Source organism: Flaviflexus salsibiostraticola, from assembly GCF_003952265.1.
GTDB classification, from domain to species: domain Bacteria; phylum Actinomycetota; class Actinomycetes; order Actinomycetales; family Actinomycetaceae; genus Flaviflexus; species Flaviflexus salsibiostraticola.
The window spans coordinates 1,477,960-1,493,661 of the sequence record NZ_CP034438.1 but is presented as its reverse complement, the minus strand read 5'-3'; the positions used below and the strand labels follow the sequence as shown (position 1 = coordinate 1,493,661).

Below are 15,702 nucleotides of genomic sequence, written 5' to 3'. Positions count from 1 at the left end.
TGGAGCCATGTTTGAAATTCCAGAGGGCCTGGCGCCCGAGACCTATCCGATGGCGTGGCTGGTCGGCAGGTGGCGGGGCTACGGCATGCTCGGCTACCCGGGGATCGATGACGCCGCAATCATCTGCGAGCTCGAGGTCTCCAACAACGGCGGCCCCTACCTCACGATCCAGTCGACGTGGTACCTCGCGAACGAGAACCCCGATGACATCGACAAGGAGCTGCCGGGTCACATCGGTGTCGCCCAGCTGACCGAGGATCGGCTCTGGCAGGAGGCCACAGGCTACCTGCGGCAGTCCCCCGAGACGGAGGGCGAGGTCGAGGCGATGATCGCCACCCCGGACGGCCGGGTCGCCCTCTACGTCGGCGTCGTGAAGTCTCCTCGGATGAGCCTGGTATCGGATGCGATGGTCCGCTCCGCGACGGGCGCTCACGTCAACGCCAGCCAGCTGCAGGTGGGCATGGTCGAATCCGACCTGCTGTTCGCCTACGACATGGCCGCCTTTGGGGAAGAGATGCAGTCCTACGCCGCGGGCCGCCTGTCGAAGGTGGCGATCAAGCGATGAGCACCGCGAGCCTTCCCGGCGCCGTCCTCGGCGACGGCATCGATGCTGCTGTTCCCGCCCACTACGGATCGCCTGCCCGCGAGCAGCGCGCGCTGCTCGCCGGGACCGCCCTCGTCGACCTGTCGCACCTCGAGGTTGTGACCGTGAGCGGTCCCGACCGCCTCACGTGGGTCCACAGCCTCACGACCCAGCACCTGACCGATCTCAAGCCGGGGGAGTCCACCGAGCTCATCCTCCTCACGGTCGAGGGGCGAATCCAGGTCGCGGCCTACGTCGTCGATGACGGCGAAACCCTCCACCTCATCACCGACGCCGGCTTCGGGGAGGAGCTGCGCTCCTTCCTGCAGAAGATGAAGTTCATGATGCGGGTGGAGATCGTTCTCCGCGATGATCTCGCGCTCCTCGGTGGGTACGGGAGCGCGGCCGTGCCGCGCGCAGTCCTCACGTGGCGTGATCCGTGGCCCGCTGTCGGCGCCAAGTCTGTCGCCTACGGCCCCAGCACCGATGACCACCCGGCCAGGGGTCAGGAGCGATTCATCGCCCTCCTGCCCAAGGACGAGCTCATGGCCGCCATCGATGAATGGGAGGGCACGATGGCGGGGATGCTCGCCTGGGAGGCCCAGCGCATCGTCGATCTCAGGCCCCGCCCGGCCATCGACGTCGACGAGAAGTCGCTGCCGCATGAATGGGACTGGCTTCGCACGGCGGTCCACCTCGAGAAGGGCTGCTACCGCGGCCAGGAGGCGATCGCCCGGACGGTCAATCTCGGCCGCCCGCCCCGCCGAGCCGTCCTGCTCCAGCTCGACGGCTCCGAGGAGCGACTGCCCGCCCGCGGCACCGAGATCCTCATGGGGGAGAAGACCGTGGGAACGGTGACGAGCGCGGCGAGGGACATGGACCATGGTCCCGTCGCCCTCGGACTACTCAAGCGCAACACGCCTGTCGATGCGGCGCTGACGGTCGATGGCATCCCGGCCCTCGCCGAGGTCATCGTCAACCCTGACGGGCGCACGGAGCTGTCCTATGACCGGCCTAAGATCCGCAGGCTCCCGTCATGATCGGAGCCCTGTTCAACCTCTTCGTCATCGCCCTCTTCCTGTGGGCGGTCATCGACGCGGCCACCCGCCAGCAGGCGGCCTTCGACTGGGCGGGAACGATGAGCAAGTGGAAGTGGGTGGGGGTCCTCCTGCTCGGCCTCGTCGTCCGCGCGGGCCTCATGCCGTTCCGCATCCCCGGCTCGTTCCTCATCTCCCTCGGCTTCTTCGTGCTCGTCGTCTACTACCTCGGCTCGATCAAGCCGAGGCTCGATGAGATCCCCCGCGGGGGCGGAGGCAACCGTCGCGGGGGCTCCTGGTAGTGCGCGCTGTCATCTCCCGCGTCTCGAGCGCGAGCGTGAGCGTCGGTGGCGAGCGGGTATCGCAGATCGGTCGTGGACTCCTCGTCCTGCTCGGCGTCACCCCGTCGGACACCCAGCGCGAGGTCGAGCTCACCGCCCGCAAGATCGCGGACCTGCGGGTCTTCGATGGGGAGACGGAGATGAGCGTGACGGAGGTCGGCGGCGAGGTCCTCGTCGTCTCCCAATTCACGCTCTACGGCGACGTGAGGAAGGGCCGGCGGCCGTCGTGGACCACCGCCGCTCCGGGGGAAGTCGCCGAACCGCTCTACGAGGCGGTCGCGGAGCGCCTGCGGACCGTCCACGGGCTGCCTGTCAAGACCGGCATCTTCGGCGCGATGATGGCCGTGGAAAGCGTGAACGACGGGCCTTTCACGCTGTGGTGGGAGTGCTAGTCCGGGCCTAACGCCTGTGGCGAACACAGGCATGGCGCGCTTCCCAGGTTCGTTAGAGTTGGTGAAGCTACTTAAGGAGGCGCAATGTTCGAACGGTTCACCGACCGTGCGCGGCGCGTGATCGTGCTAGCCCAGGACGAGGCTCGGAACCTCAAGCACAAGTACCTGGGAACGGAGCACATTCTGCTCGGCCTCATCCGTGAGGGTGAGGGCGTTGCGGCGAAGGCCCTCGAGGCCCTCGACATCTCACTGGACGACGTGCGGGTCCAGGTCATCGACATCATCGGAGAGGGGAACGAAGCCCCCTCCGGTCACATCCCCTTCACGCCGCGCGCGAAGAAGGTCCTCGAGTACGCCCTCCGCGAGGGTCTTCAGCTCGGACATTCGTACATCGGCACGGAGCACCTGCTCCTCGGCCTGCTCCGTGAGCAGGACGGGGTCGCGGCCAAGGTTCTCGTCAAGCTCGGCGCCGACCTGCCGCGCGTGCGCCAGCAGGTCAACCAGCTCATGAGCGGGTACCAGGGCAAGGAGGCCGTCGGTGTCGGCACCGGCGCGCGTGAGGGTCAGAAGGCCGGCTCGACGGTGCTCGACCAGTTCGGTCGCAACCTCACGCAGGCGGCCCGTGAGCGCAAGCTCGACCCGGTCATCGGCCGGAACATCGAGTCGGAGCGGGTCATGCAGGTCCTCTCCCGCCGGACGAAGAACAACCCCGTCCTCATCGGCGAGCCCGGCGTCGGCAAGACTGCCGTCGTCGAGGGTCTCGCGCAGTCGATCGCCTCGGGCGACGTGCCCGAGACGCTGCGCGACAAGCAGCTCTACGCGCTCGACATGGGTTCGCTGGTCGCGGGTTCCCGCTACCGCGGTGACTTCGAGGAGCGTCTGAAGAAGATCCTCAAAGAGGTCAACACCCGCGGCGACATCATCCTCTTCATCGATGAGGTGCACACGATGGTCGGCGCTGGTGCGGCCGAGGGCGCGCTCGACGCGGCCTCCCTGCTCAAGCCGATGATGGCGCGCGGCGAGCTCCAGATCATCGGAGCCACCACCCTCGACGAGTACCGCAAGCACATCGAGAAGGACGCAGCCCTTGAGAGGCGCTTCCAGCCGATTCAGGTTGAGCAGCCGACGGTTGAGCAGACCATCGATATCCTCCGCGGACTGCGCGACCGCTACGAGGCGTTCCACCGCGTCACCATCACGGACGACGCGATCGAACAGGCCGCGTCGCTGTCCGACCGCTACGTCAACGACCGGTTCCTGCCGGACAAGGCGATCGACCTGATCGACGAGGCCGGCGCGCGCCTCGCCATCAGGAAGATGACGGCTCCGCCCGAGCTTCGCGAACTGGACGAGAAGATCGCCCAGGTCCGCAAGCAGAAGGAATCCGCCATCGACGGGCAGGACTTCGAGAAGGCCGCCGCGCTCCGTGACACCGAGCAGAGGCTCGCCGAGGAGCGCGCCGAGAAGGAGAAGGCCTGGAAGTCGGGCGACATGGACCAGGTGTCCGTCGTCGACGGCGACCTCATCAGTGAGGTCCTCGCGATGTCGACCGGCATCCCCGTCTTCAAGCTCACCGAGGCCGAGTCCGCGAAGCTGCTCCGCATGGAGGATGAGCTGCACAAGCGGATCATCGGGCAGGAGGACGCCGTGCGTTCGCTGTCGCAGGCGATCCGCCGCACCCGTGCGGGCCTCAAGGACCCGAAGCGTCCCGGCGGCTCGTTCATCTTCGCCGGCCCCACCGGCGTCGGCAAGACGGAGCTCGCCAAGGCTCTCGCCGAGTTCCTCTTCGGTGACGAGGAGGCCCTCATCACCCTCGACATGTCGGAGTACGCCGAGAAGCACACGGTCTCCCGACTGTTCGGCGCCCCTCCCGGCTACGTCGGGTACGAGGATGGTGGCCAGCTCACCGAGAAGGTCCGCCGCCGCCCGTTCTCCGTCATCCTGTTCGACGAGGTTGAGAAGGCTCACCAGGACCTGTTCAACTCGCTCCTGCAGATCCTCGAGGAGGGTCGCCTGACCGACTCGCAGGGCAGGGTCGTCGACTTCAAGAACACCGTCATCATCATGACGACGAACCTCGGTACGAAGGACATCGCACGCGCCCAGAACACCGGTTTCCAGGTGTCGGGTGACACGGTGGCCTCCTACGACCGGATGAAGTCGAAGGTGAACGACGAGCTGAAGCAGCACTTCCGCCCCGAGTTCCTCAACCGTGTCGACGAGATCATCGTCTTCCCCCAGCTGTCGCGCGAGGAGGTCCTCAAGATCGTCGACCTCATGATCGCTCAGCTCGCAGGCAGGCTCGCCGACCAGGGCATGAAGATCGAGCTGTCGCAGCGCGCGAAGGAGCTCCTCGCCGAGCGCGGGTACGACCCGGTGCTGGGTGCCAGGCCGCTCCGCCGCGCCATCCAGCGGGAGATCGAGGACGCCCTGTCCGAGAAGATCCTGTTCGGCCACCTCAAGGACGGCGACACCGTCTACGTCGACGTGGACGAGGAGAACATCCCCATGTCCCTCACGTTCACCGGCGTCGCCAAGGAAGAGGAGCTCGAGGAGAAGATCAACGAGGCAGTCGATGCGCTCGATGAGACTGCCCTCGGCACCGCACAGCAGCAGTAAGCATCAACCATGAGGTGGGGCCGGCATCAGCCGGCCCCACCTCTGTCATGTCCGGCGTCAGTGGCGGTCGCCGGGGGTCGTGCCCCTGTCGGAGGCCGTGAACGGTCATGCAGGGGATCGTGACTGGACGCCATGGATTACCCGCCGGAGCGCCCTGTGGGAAATTTCGGGCGTGCTGTCAGTCCGAGGGGGCGTGCCAGTCCTCGCTGTTGTGCGGGGGCGTCAGCGTCCGCAGTCGTGCGTGAGCGTCAGCGTTCGCGATCGCGGGGGAGGAGCGACCGGAGGTACCACCCGCTCACGGCGAGCAGGGCTCCCCAGAGGATCGAACCGACGCCGATTGTGATGGCGATGGCGGCGACCCCGGTCCACGGCTTGATGATGACGAGCAGGCCGGCGATGGCCATGGCGACGCCGCCGAGGAGCGGGAGCCCCCAGTATTCCGAGCGGCCCCGCAGGCCGAAGCCGGCGAAGGCGGTGGCGATGCCGATGGCGAGGGCCCAGATCCCCATGAGGGTGACGAGAAGCTCCGCGGCAGATTCGGTGGCGACGATGGTCCAGATGCCGAGCACGACGAGGACGACGCCGGTCGCGAGCAGCGCGATCGACCCTGGGCCGGATGTGCGATAACCGCTCCACAGAAGGCCGAGTCCCTGTGCGATGAGAAAGATTGCAAACAGGATGAGAAGAACCGACACCGTCGTCCCGGGCATGACGATCGCGAGAATGCCGAAGAGGACAGCGACGATTCCGCTGATGAACGGGAGCCACCAGGAGTGGGATAGGAACGAGAACATGCTGAAGCCTCTCTGAACGGTATGGCTTCACTCTAGTGCTCGTATGTAGCGGATGTCACGATCGGGAGCGTCCGTGAGGGGTCGCCGAGTCGGGGACCAAAGTCTCGGCCCAGGTGGGACCTTGGTGTTACCGTAAATCGTGGCGTAATACACAATACGGACAGGTCCAATGGAGGATACTGATGACGACATATGTCTTTGCCTTCACCGAAGGTGATAAAGACCAGAAGGATCTTCTCGGAGGCAAGGGAGCCAACCTTGCCGAGATGATGAAGCTGGGTATCCCGGTCCCCCCGGGATTCACGATTACAACCGAGGCATGCCGTGCCTATCTCGCGAAGGGTGCTGCTCCCGAGACGCTCGAGGTGCAGGTGACAACGGCCCTGCGACAGATGGAATCTGAGATGGGCAAGAGGCTCGGCGACCCGGTGAACCCGCTCCTTCTGTCCGTCCGGTCGGGCGCCAAGTTCTCGATGCCCGGCATGATGGAGACTGTCCTCAACATTGGACTCAACGACGACACCGTCGAGGGGCTGGCCACGAGGTCGGGCAACCCCCGCTTCGCGTGGGATTCCTACCGCCGCCTCATCCAGATGTTCGGCAAGACGGTTCAGGATATCGAGGGTGACCACTTCTCGGACGCCCTTGAGGCTGCGAAGGACAAGCGTGGCCTCACACTCGACACGGAGCTCGACGTCGATGCGCTCAAGGATCTCGTCGACGACTACAAGCAGATCGTCGAGCGCGAGACCGGCGCGCCGTTCCCGCAGGACCCCCGCGAGCAGATGGACGCGGCGATCGAGGCCGTCTTCCGGTCGTGGAACACGGATCGCGCGAAGATCTACCGCCGTCGCGAGCGCATCCCCCACGACCTCGGCACCGCCGTCAACGTGCAGGCCATGGTGTTCGGCAACATGGGCGACAGGTCCGGAACGGGCGTGTGCTTCACCCGTGACCCATCCACCGGCCACACCGGCGTCTATGGCGACTACCTCGTCAACGCCCAGGGTGAGGACGTCGTCGCCGGCATCCGCAACACCCTCTCGCTCGACGCGCTCGCGGAGCTCGACAGGAAGTCCTACGACGAGCTCATGGAGAACCTCCGCGTGCTCGAGACGCACTACCGCGACATGTGTGACATCGAGTTCACGGTTGAGGAGGGGAAGCTCTGGCTGCTTCAGACCCGCGTGGGCAAGCGGACCGCCTCGGCGGCCTTCCGCATCGCCCGCCAGCTCGTCGACGAGCGCCTCATCACCCGCGACGAGGCGATCGGCCGCGTCAACGGCGAGCAGCTCACCCAGCTCCTGTTCCCCCAGTTCGATGATGAGGCCGACAAGGTCACGCTGACGAAGGGCATGGCGGCCTCCCCGGGCGCCTCGGTGGGCGAGATCGTCTTCAACAATGCCCAGGCCGTCGAGCGCACGAACGCGGGTGCGGATGTCATCCTCGTCCGCCGTGAGACCAACCCGGACGACCTCGAGGGCATGGTCGTCGCCAGCGGCATCCTCACCGCCCGCGGCGGCAAGACCTCCCACGCCGCCGTCGTCGCACGCGGCATGGGTCGCTGCTGCGTTGTCGGCGCGGAGGAGCTCTATGTCGATGAGTCCTCCCAGACGGTGACGATCCGTGGATCGGATGTCATCCTCAAGGCCGGCGATATCATCGCGATCGATGGCACCTCGGGCTACGTCTACAAGGGCGATGTTCCTGTCGTGCCCTCCCCCGTCTCGATCTACATCGAGGAGGGTCTCGAAGCAGGCCTGGCGGCCGCGCAGGATGAGCCGACGAAGGACCTCGTCGCCTCGGTCGACCTGCTCCTCCAGCATGCCGACAGCCGTGCGCGGCTGACGGTCCGCGCGAACGCGGAAGCGCCGGAGGACGTGATCCGTGCCCGCAAGTTCGGCGCCACGGGCATCGGCCTGTGCCGCACCGAGCACATGTTCCTCGGCGATCGCCGCCAGCTCATCGAGCAGGTCATCCTCGCCGAGAACGAGGAGGAGCAGCAGGCCGCATTCGACGTGCTCGGCCCCCTGCAGAAGGGTGACTTCGTCGAGATCCTGCGGGCGATGGACGGCCTGCCGACCACGATCCGCCTCGTCGACCCGCCGCTGCACGAGTTCCTGCCGGATCTCACCGACCTGTCTGTGCGGATCGCGGTCAAGGAGGCGCTTGGCGAGAACGTGCCCGACAAGGAGCGCAAGCTGTTCAAGGCTGTGCGCGAGATGCACGAGCAGAACCCCATGCTGGGCCTGCGCGGTGTCCGTCTGGGCCTGAAGATCCGCGGCCTGTTCGCGATGCAGATCACTGCCATCGCCGAAGCGGCGGCCGACCTCATCGAGCAGGGCGGCGATCCGAAGCCTGAGATCATGGTTCCGCTCGTCGGCTCCGTGCGCGAGCTTCAGATCATCCGTGGGGATGCGGAGGAGATCATCGCCGAGATCGAGAAGAGTCGCGGCGTCACGCTCGACATCGAGATCGGCGCCATGATTGAGCTGCCCCGTGCGGCGATCACCGCTGACTCGCTGACGGAGGAGTCGGACTTCTTCTCCTTCGGAACGAACGACCTCACGCAGACGGCATGGGGCTTCTCTCGTGACGATGTTGAGGCGGAGTTCTTCAACGAGTACTTCGACCTCGGTGTCTTCGGAGTCTCGCCGTTCGAGTCGATCGATGTCCGCGGTGTCGGCAAGCTCGTCGCCATTGGCATGAGGAACGCCCGCTCGGTCAAGCCGGACATCAAGGTCGGCGTCTGCGGTGAGCACGGCGGCGATCCGCAGTCGATCCACTTCTTCCACGAGGTCGGGCTCGACTACGTCTCCTGCTCTCCGTTCCGGGTCCCGGTCGCACGGCTCGAAGCCGGCCGCGCAGCGGTCTCGAACGAGGCTCAGACGACGGCGTGAGCGGCTGAACAACGATCTGGGGGCGGCTCGTCAGAGCCGCCTCCACTCATGGCCGACGGCAGAATCACCGGCCACTGGCTGGTTGTGGGCTGTGAGCGCTGTGCCACCTGATGAACGGTGGACCTCTCCCCTGAGGGAGGGACTAGACTTGTCTATAGCAATCGAGAAGGCTCCGCTTTCTGGGTGCAGAGGACACGAGGCCTCCTGGCGAGGGGACCGGTGCGAACCGTTTCCCACCTGGTGGCGTCACAATCGAAAGGAAGAGAACATGGGTTTTCGAGTTGTCGTCGCCGGTGATATCGCCGGTGTGAACTACAAGGATGCGATCAAGGCTGATCTCGAGGCGGACCCCCGTGTCGACGAAGTCATCGACGCCGGCGTCAAGCAGGGCGAGGACGTCGACTACCCGCACGTCGCGGTCAACGCAGCGCGCATGATCGCCGAGGGCAAGGCTGACCGCGGCATCTTCATCTGCGGCACCGGCATGGGTGTGGCGATGTCCGCCAACAAGGTCAAGGGCATCCGCGCCTCGACCGCGCACGACTCGTACTCGGTCGAGCGCCTCGTCCTGTCGAACAACGCACAGGTCCTGTGCCTGGGCGAACGCGTCATCGGCAAGGAGCTTGCCCGCAGGCTCGCGAAGGAGTTCCTCAACTACGAGTTCGACGAGTCCTCGCCCTCCAAGGCGAAGGTCGACGCGATGTGCTCCTACGAAGAGGACTGAAAGTTCCTCTCCGAGATCTATTGATGAAAGGCCCGAGCCATGGCTCGGGCCTTTCATCGACTTGTGGATGTCGGGGACTATGCACTGCTAGATGTACTGACCGGACAGGTTGGTTGAGGCAGTGCGATGACACGCGCTGACTTGTGACGTGAAGAGAGGGCCTTCCGCGATTGAGTGGGAGTTGCGAAACCAGCACTCCGAGGAAGGCCCTCCGTATGTCCCACGCTAATGCAGCCCTGACCCCTCGCGCCCGTTTGACCGTCGCCCGGCTCGTCGTCGACCAGCAGGTGCCGATTGCCGAGGTCGCGGCTCGGTTCCAATGCTCCTGGCCGACGGTCAAACGCTGGGCCGACCGCTACAGGTCTGGTGAGTCCATGCAGGACCGTTCCTCTCGCCCGAAGACCTCGCCCCACCAGACCCCGTTGAAGATCAGAAGACGAATCGTGAGCCTGCGGCTGCGGCTACGGGAAGGACCGGTCCAGCTGGCCGTCCGGGTCGGGCTGGCACCCTCGACCGTTCATCAGATCCTGCGCCACTGCCGACTGAACAGACTCGCTCACGTAGACCGCGCCACCGGGGAGCCGGTGCGCCGCTATGAACACCCCCACCCCGGCTCGATGATTCACGTCGATGTGAAAAAGCTCGGCAACATCCCCGACGGCGGCGGCTGGCGCTTCGTCGGTCGCCAACAGGGAGGCCGCAACCGCATAGCAACGCCGGACAAGGCCCGCAACCACCACCACAACCCGAAGATGGGCCACGCCTTCGTCCACACCGTCATCGATGACTACTCTCGCGTCGCCTACGCCGAAGTCCACAATGATGAAACCGCTCTCACTGCCGTCGGGGTGTTGGAGCGGGCCACAGCCTGGTTCAACACCCGAGGCGTCACCGTCGAAAGAGTGCTCTCCGACAACGGTCCGGCCTACCGCTCGATATTATGGCGCGAAACCTGCGCCAGGCTGAAGATCACAGCAAAACGGACCCGCCCGTACCGACCCCAGACCAACGGGAAGATCGAGCGCTTCCACCGCACCCTGGCAGACGGGTGGGGCTACGCCCGCTGCTACACCTCAGAAACCGAGCGACGAGACGCCCTACCAGGATGGCTGCATCACTATAATCATCACCGACCCCACACAGCCTGCGACAGGCTCGCCCCAATCACCCGCTTAACCAACCTCCCCGGACAGTACAGCTAGAGGTCGGAGTGGGTGATGGGTACGGTGCCATGGGGCTTCGGCAATGAGTACATGACATCAATAAACGCGGAAACCGCAGGTGTGAAGGCGCGTGCCGGATTCCACTGGAGAAAGACCCTCCTAGCGGCAAGTTCGTCGTTGATCACGCGATATACCAGCCCCTCGTTATTGCACGACTCGAACGCCAAGAGGTTGATGACGGGCGTGAGAATGCCGGCCTTCGCCATGTTGAGCAGAGTCTGTGGCTGCTCGGTGAAATAGTTCGCTTGAGGGGCCTCAATGCCCCATCTCTCGAAACGCGCCCGCATGTCAGTGTCGATTCCGATCCCCGGGGCTCCCGTCGTCCCGAGCTCGTATTTGTTGAGCTCATCAGGTCGGACACTCGCCGTCGTCCCGGCCATCAGATGATCGATCGGGAAGACAGCGACGATCGGCTCACCCCAGAGAGGTTCGACGGAGCTACCCTCACTCGCCGACACCGAGCTGTCACAGCGTATGGCAATGTCAACGGTTCCATCCAGCAGGTTGCCGAGAAGCTCCTCCGTGGTCCGCTCAGTGACATCGACTCGAACTAGGGGATGAAGCTCCTTCATCCTGCGGAGCACATGAGGGAGGAACATAGCGGAGATCGAAGGGACGGTACCTACGGTGAATCGTCCCCGGACGGTATCGTTCAGCTGTTCAAGCTCTGCGACGGCGCCGTCAATGTCTCTGATAATCCTCCGTGCGTGGTCGAGGAAGATCACTCCAGCATCCGTCAGTTCAATGGGATGGCGAGAGCGATCGATGAGTCTGTGTCCAACTATCTTCTCGAGCTCCGAAACATGCACACTCACGCGCGACTGGCTGCAATGAAGCGAGTACGCCGCCCTGGAGAACGACAGGTGGTCCGCGACTGCGACGAAGGTTTCGAGCCAGTCCGTTCTATGGAGCTTCGACATGGCCATTTCCTTCCCGCCGAGCATTGCACCGTTATTTGCAAATCAAATACATGCTATCGCGAACCTGAACAGGTACTCCTAGAAAATGGCTTTAATACTGTGGAAAACTGAGGGCCACTGAACACAATGATGTGGAATGAAAGGAATGCTTTATGCAATTTCCAAAAGCTAGGTCGGCGAGCCTTGTGGCTCTGGTCGCAATTTCAATGGGACTCGCGGCCTGTAGTGACGATGCTGACGACGCGACGGCTGATGCAGGAGCTGAAGACGGCGCGCACGTCTGCGATGTTGCCCCCGATTATCCCAGCGGCCCAATTGAGCTGATCGTCCCCTGGTCAGCAGGCGGCGGTACGGATCAGGTGGCCCGTTCTCTGGGAAACGAGCTGTCTGACGCGCTCGGCGTACAGGTGAACGTTGTGAACCGCACCGGTGGTGGTGGCGTCGTCGGTCACTCGGCGATGGCCGATGCAGACAACAATGGTAGGTCGATGGGTCTTGTGACCGCAGAGATAGGAATGATGCATTGGCAGGGCTTGACTGACCTGAACGCTGAGGACCTCCAGGCTGTTTCACAGGTCAATGCGGATCAGGCAGCCGTCACGGTTTCCGCCGATTCCGAGTTCGAGACCGTCGATGACCTTCTCGCTTACATCGAGGAGAACCCCGGCGAGCTCACGTCCTCCGGCACCGCTCAAGGCGGAATCGGCCACCTCGCAATGCTGGGCATGCTGATGGGATCCGACCTGCCGACCGACTCAGTCGTCTGGGTTCCGTCCGATGGCGCAGCTCCCGCACTGCAGGAACTTGTCTCCGGTGGCGTCGATTTCATCGTGACATCATCGATCGGTGAGGTTCGGACCATGCTCGAGGCCGGCGAGGTCAAAACACTCGCAATCATGGCCGATGAGCCGGATGCCAACTACCCCGAAGTTCCGCTCCTGAAGGACTCGGACAATGACTACGTCGGAGGCACGTGGCGAGGCATCGTCGTTCCATCAGGTACTGACGAGAAGATCGTCGAAGAACTCGATTGCTATATCGCAGATATCGTCAAGGGCGAGGCATTCGAAGAGGTTATGTCGGCGACAGGTTTCTCCATCATTTACAGGGGAACCGACGACTTCACGCAGTTCATGGCTGATTATGATGCGTCGATGGGCGAGATCATGGGCGAAGCGGGTCTGACCGACTAGTCGAAACGACTTCGAACGGGTGGTGCAGTGGCTTCTGCGAGTACTGCACCACCCGAACTTTAAGAGGATGAGGAGGGGTTCCCATTTCACGCGTAACAGAAAACCCAGCGACAACAAGGCAGCGCTCCGTGGCTGACATTGTCCTCGCCGCCATCTGTGTTGGAGGTGGCATCGCAGTGATCGTCTACGCCTCAGGGATGAAGACACTCAACACGGGTCAGATGGGGCCCGGCCTTTTCCCTTCCCTCATTGGCTGGCTGTTCGTCGTGTTCGGCGCTGTACTGCTATTCCAGGGGATCCGAGGAGGCGTGCCCAAACATGAGGACGAGGATGTCGTAGTCATCGACGAAGACGTTGCCGCAGACGAAGCTGGCTTGGTGGACGCGTCGGAGGGCCGCTCATACGCCATCCTCGACGAGGCTCCTGCTCGACTTCTATTCAACGGAATGGTGGTCGTCGGCGGTATCGTCGCCTATCTGCTTCTTGCCGACACACTCGGTTTCATCATCACTTTGTTCCTCGTTCTCTCGAGCATCATGCTGAGTCTGCGGGAGAAGGTCTGGCGCACAGCGGTCTTCGCCTCGGTCGTGACAGCAGTGATGTATCTCGGCTTCGAAAAGGGGCTGCTCGTGCAGCTCCCCGACGGAATCCTGGGGTTCTGACATGATGGACAGCGTCCTCGGCGCTCTCGAACTCGTATTCTCAGAGCCCTCCAATATTGTCGTCGTAGCTCTTGCGGGCATATTCGGCCTAGTCGTTGGTGCAATACCGGGCTTGACGGCGACGCTCGGCGCGGCGCTCCTCATCCCGTTCACCTTCTTCATGGACCCGGTGCCTGCGATCGGTGCGATCATCGCTATGGCTGCCATGGCGATCTTCGCGGGCGACGTCCCGGGTGCTCTCCTGCGAATGCCGGGGACGCCATCCTCGGCGGCCTATGTGGAAGACGCGTATGCGTTGACGAAGAATGGCAAGGGTGCAATCGCACTGGGTGTTTCGCTCATCGCCTCCGTCATCGGCGGGCTCATCGGCTCGATTGTTCTCATCTTCCTTGCGCAGGTTCTTGGCCGCTTCGCCATGCAATTCTCGTCGTTCGAATACTTCTGGGTGGCGGTGCTCGGGCTCACTGCGGCCGTCATCATCTCGCGCGGCACACAAGTCAAAGGCGCGATCGCGCTCCTCTTCGGTCTCCTCATATCGACCGTCGGACTCGACGTCACTCTTGGCCAGCCACGATTCACGTTCGGGATGGAGGAGCTGTACCGCGGTATCGACTTCATTCCCGCAATGATCGGCCTCTTCGGCCTGTCGGAAGTCCTGCGAAATGTGACGTCGCGAGCCTCCAAAGTGCAGCGCATACCCCGGGTCGAGACAAAGGGAATGGTGCGGGAGTCCTTCTCCCAGGTTGCGAAGAACAAGGGCAAGGTCGCGCAGGGTGCTGGAGTCGGTGCGGCGGTGGGTGTACTGCCCGGCGCTGGCGCGGACATCGCGGCGTGGATTTCGTACGCGGTCGCGAAGAATACCTCTAAGAAGAGAGGTGCGTACGGAAGGGGCTCCTATGAGCCTATTGCGGGATCGGCGTCGGCCAACAACGCTGCTCTTGGCTCTGCCTTCGTTCCGACGCTTGCGTTCGGAATTCCAGGTGACACGATTACAGCGATTCTCATCGGCGTGCTCGTGGTTAAGGGCGTTGAACCTGGCCCCGCGCTCTTCACGGGGGACACCTCGACTCTGTTCGCGATCTACATAATCTTCATCATCGCGAATCTTCTCCTGCTTCCCCTCGGTTTCGCACTCATAAAAGGCGCGACCTCGATACTGCGCATCCCCCGCCCGGTTCTCATGGCATCAATCGTCGCTGTTTCGGTCGTCGGTGCCTATGCCATCAACAACGGCTACCTCGAAATTCTCATCGTCCTCGTCTTCGGCATTCTCGGTGTCGTCTTTGAGCGATTCGGAATACCACTCGCACCGGTTGTGCTCGGCATTGTCCTCGGCCCGATCGTCGAACGCAACTTCATGTCGTCGGTCATCAAGACGAATTGGGACTTCACCCAGTTCTTCAACCGGCCGATCTCCGCGGTTCTTATCGTGCTGACAGTTCTGCTCCTCCTTTTCCCACTCATGTCGAGCACGCTCGCCAGGATGCGGAATGGTCGCGGTCGCCAGGAGGATGAGTCCAACTCTCTCGACGCCGACGCTGGAGAGACTGGGCAGTCTGGGGACGAATCTGTCAGCCTTCGCACCTCCGGAAGCCCGAGCCATCGCTCTCGTGATGACTCTGATTCGGAATCCATTAAGACAGAGGACGAGAGGCCAGGGCAATGATCGTCGCGATTATCCGTCTTCGCTCAATGAGCCCGCCCGATGAATTGATGGTGGCGCTCCGAGAAGGCGGTGTCAGCAACGTTGAGGTGACGCTTCCGACGCCGGGGTCACTTGAGTTCATCGAGCGCTGGGCATCTGACACGACCGTCACCGTCGGTGCTGGGACTGTGCGGACGGGGGGTGGAGCCCGAGCAGCCGGTGAGGCTGGTGCGAAGTTCTTCGTCACTCCGACAACTGACATGGATGTACTTGAAGCTGCCGATGAGATGGGCATTCCCGTCTATCCTGGCGCGTTGAGCCCTACCGAAATCGAGTCCGTTTTTCGTCATCCGGCGGTCAGAGCAGTGAAGGTGTTCCCAGCGGGATCCGTCGGGGGACCCGCCTACATCAAAGCAATCAAAGACCCGATGCCGGATATCCCGCTCCTGCCAACGGGCGGCGTGGGCATCGACGAGACCGAAATCTATTCACGATTGGGATGTGCCGGTGTTGGGGTCGGCTCAGCGCTTGTGTCTGAGCCTGTCGTACTTGCGGGCGACTGGACCACGATCTCCGATCGTGCACGAGCTTTCGTTGATGCATGGGATGCCGGACAGAGCGATTGAAAGAGCGGCGTCCAATACGGCCATGCGGCGATCGTGAACAGAA

At 63.4% G+C, this 15,702-nt stretch carries 14 protein-coding genes; 12 read left to right on the top strand and 2 right to left on the bottom strand.

The window, feature by feature from the left end:
• Positions 1–7: 7 nt before the first annotated feature.
• From EJO69_RS06885 to EJO69_RS06865, 5 genes are all read left to right on the top strand, one after another.
• Positions 8–565, top strand: a complete 558-nt coding sequence (locus EJO69_RS06885; protein WP_126040494.1) for a heme-binding beta-barrel domain-containing protein — start codon at positions 8–10, stop codon at positions 563–565.
• Positions 562–1,623 carry a CAF17-like 4Fe-4S cluster assembly/insertion protein YgfZ gene (gene ygfZ / locus EJO69_RS06880; RefSeq protein ID WP_126040492.1) on the top strand — a complete coding sequence of 354 codons (1,062 nt, stop codon included), beginning with the start codon at positions 562–564 and terminating at the stop codon, positions 1,621–1,623. Before EJO69_RS06885 ends, ygfZ begins: the two co-directional genes overlap by 4 nt.
• On the top strand, positions 1,620–1,922 hold the full coding sequence (locus tag EJO69_RS06875) for a DUF2516 family protein (protein ID WP_126040490.1): 303 nt from the start codon (positions 1,620–1,622) through the stop codon (positions 1,920–1,922). Before ygfZ ends, EJO69_RS06875 begins: the two co-directional genes overlap by 4 nt.
• On the top strand, positions 1,922–2,353 hold the full coding sequence (gene dtd, locus EJO69_RS06870) for a D-aminoacyl-tRNA deacylase (protein WP_126040488.1): 432 nt from the start codon (positions 1,922–1,924) through the stop codon (positions 2,351–2,353). The genes EJO69_RS06875 and dtd overlap by 1 nt, the downstream gene beginning before the upstream one ends.
• 84 nt (positions 2,354–2,437) lie before the next feature.
• Entirely contained in the window at positions 2,438–4,972 is a 2,535-nt protein-coding gene (locus EJO69_RS06865; protein WP_126040486.1) for an ATP-dependent Clp protease ATP-binding subunit, read from the top strand.
• Positions 4,973–5,220: 248 nt separating this feature from the next.
• On the opposite strand, the gene EJO69_RS06860 is transcribed toward EJO69_RS06865, so the two are convergent.
• Positions 5,221–5,766 carry an HdeD family acid-resistance protein gene (locus EJO69_RS06860; protein WP_126040484.1) on the bottom strand — a complete coding sequence of 182 codons (546 nt, stop codon included), beginning with the start codon at positions 5,764–5,766 and terminating at the stop codon, positions 5,221–5,223.
• 182 nt (positions 5,767–5,948) lie between these two features.
• On the opposite strand from EJO69_RS06860, the gene ppdK reads away from it, so the two are divergent.
• The 3 genes from ppdK to EJO69_RS06845 all read left to right on the top strand — a co-directional run bounded on the left by ppdK (position 5,949) and on the right by EJO69_RS06845 (position 10,592).
• The gene (gene ppdK, locus EJO69_RS06855) at positions 5,949–8,666 is read left to right on the top strand and encodes a pyruvate, phosphate dikinase (protein WP_126040482.1); all 2,718 of its coding nucleotides are present in this window, start codon (positions 5,949–5,951) and stop codon (positions 8,664–8,666) included.
• Positions 8,667–8,934: 268 nt separating this feature from the next.
• Entirely contained in the window at positions 8,935–9,390 is a 456-nt protein-coding gene (locus EJO69_RS06850) for a ribose-5-phosphate isomerase (protein WP_126040480.1), read from the top strand.
• Positions 9,391–9,605: 215 nt separating this feature from the next.
• A complete protein-coding gene (locus EJO69_RS06845) occupies positions 9,606–10,592 on the top strand; it encodes an IS481 family transposase (RefSeq protein WP_126037620.1) in 987 nt (328 codons plus the stop codon).
• Here the strand turns inward: EJO69_RS06845 and EJO69_RS06840 are convergent.
• A complete protein-coding gene (locus EJO69_RS06840; protein ID WP_164519895.1) occupies positions 10,589–11,533 on the bottom strand; it encodes a LysR family transcriptional regulator in 945 nt (314 codons plus the stop codon). The genes EJO69_RS06845 and EJO69_RS06840 overlap by 4 nt on opposite strands.
• 152 nt (positions 11,534–11,685) lie before the next feature.
• Here EJO69_RS06840 and EJO69_RS06835 point away from each other — a divergent pair, with 152 nt between their 5' ends.
• The 4 genes from EJO69_RS06835 (at position 11,686) to EJO69_RS06820 (ending at position 15,659) form a co-directional block, all read left to right on the top strand.
• Positions 11,686–12,726 (top strand): tripartite tricarboxylate transporter substrate binding protein, encoded by a 1,041-nt coding sequence (locus tag EJO69_RS06835; protein ID WP_126040476.1) that lies wholly within the window; start codon positions 11,686–11,688, stop codon positions 12,724–12,726.
• Positions 12,727–12,854: 128 nt separating this feature from the next.
• Complete coding sequence (locus EJO69_RS06830) at positions 12,855–13,388, top strand: tripartite tricarboxylate transporter TctB family protein (protein WP_164519894.1); 534 nt, start codon at positions 12,855–12,857, stop codon at positions 13,386–13,388.
• A gap of 1 nt (position 13,389) precedes the next feature.
• Positions 13,390–15,054, top strand: a complete 1,665-nt coding sequence (locus EJO69_RS06825) for a tripartite tricarboxylate transporter permease (protein WP_126040472.1) — start codon at positions 13,390–13,392, stop codon at positions 15,052–15,054.
• Positions 15,051–15,659, top strand: a complete 609-nt coding sequence (locus tag EJO69_RS06820) for a bifunctional 4-hydroxy-2-oxoglutarate aldolase/2-dehydro-3-deoxy-phosphogluconate aldolase (RefSeq protein WP_126040470.1) — start codon at positions 15,051–15,053, stop codon at positions 15,657–15,659. The genes EJO69_RS06825 and EJO69_RS06820 overlap by 4 nt, the downstream gene beginning before the upstream one ends.
• The last annotated feature ends 43 nt before the right edge of the window (positions 15,660–15,702 follow it).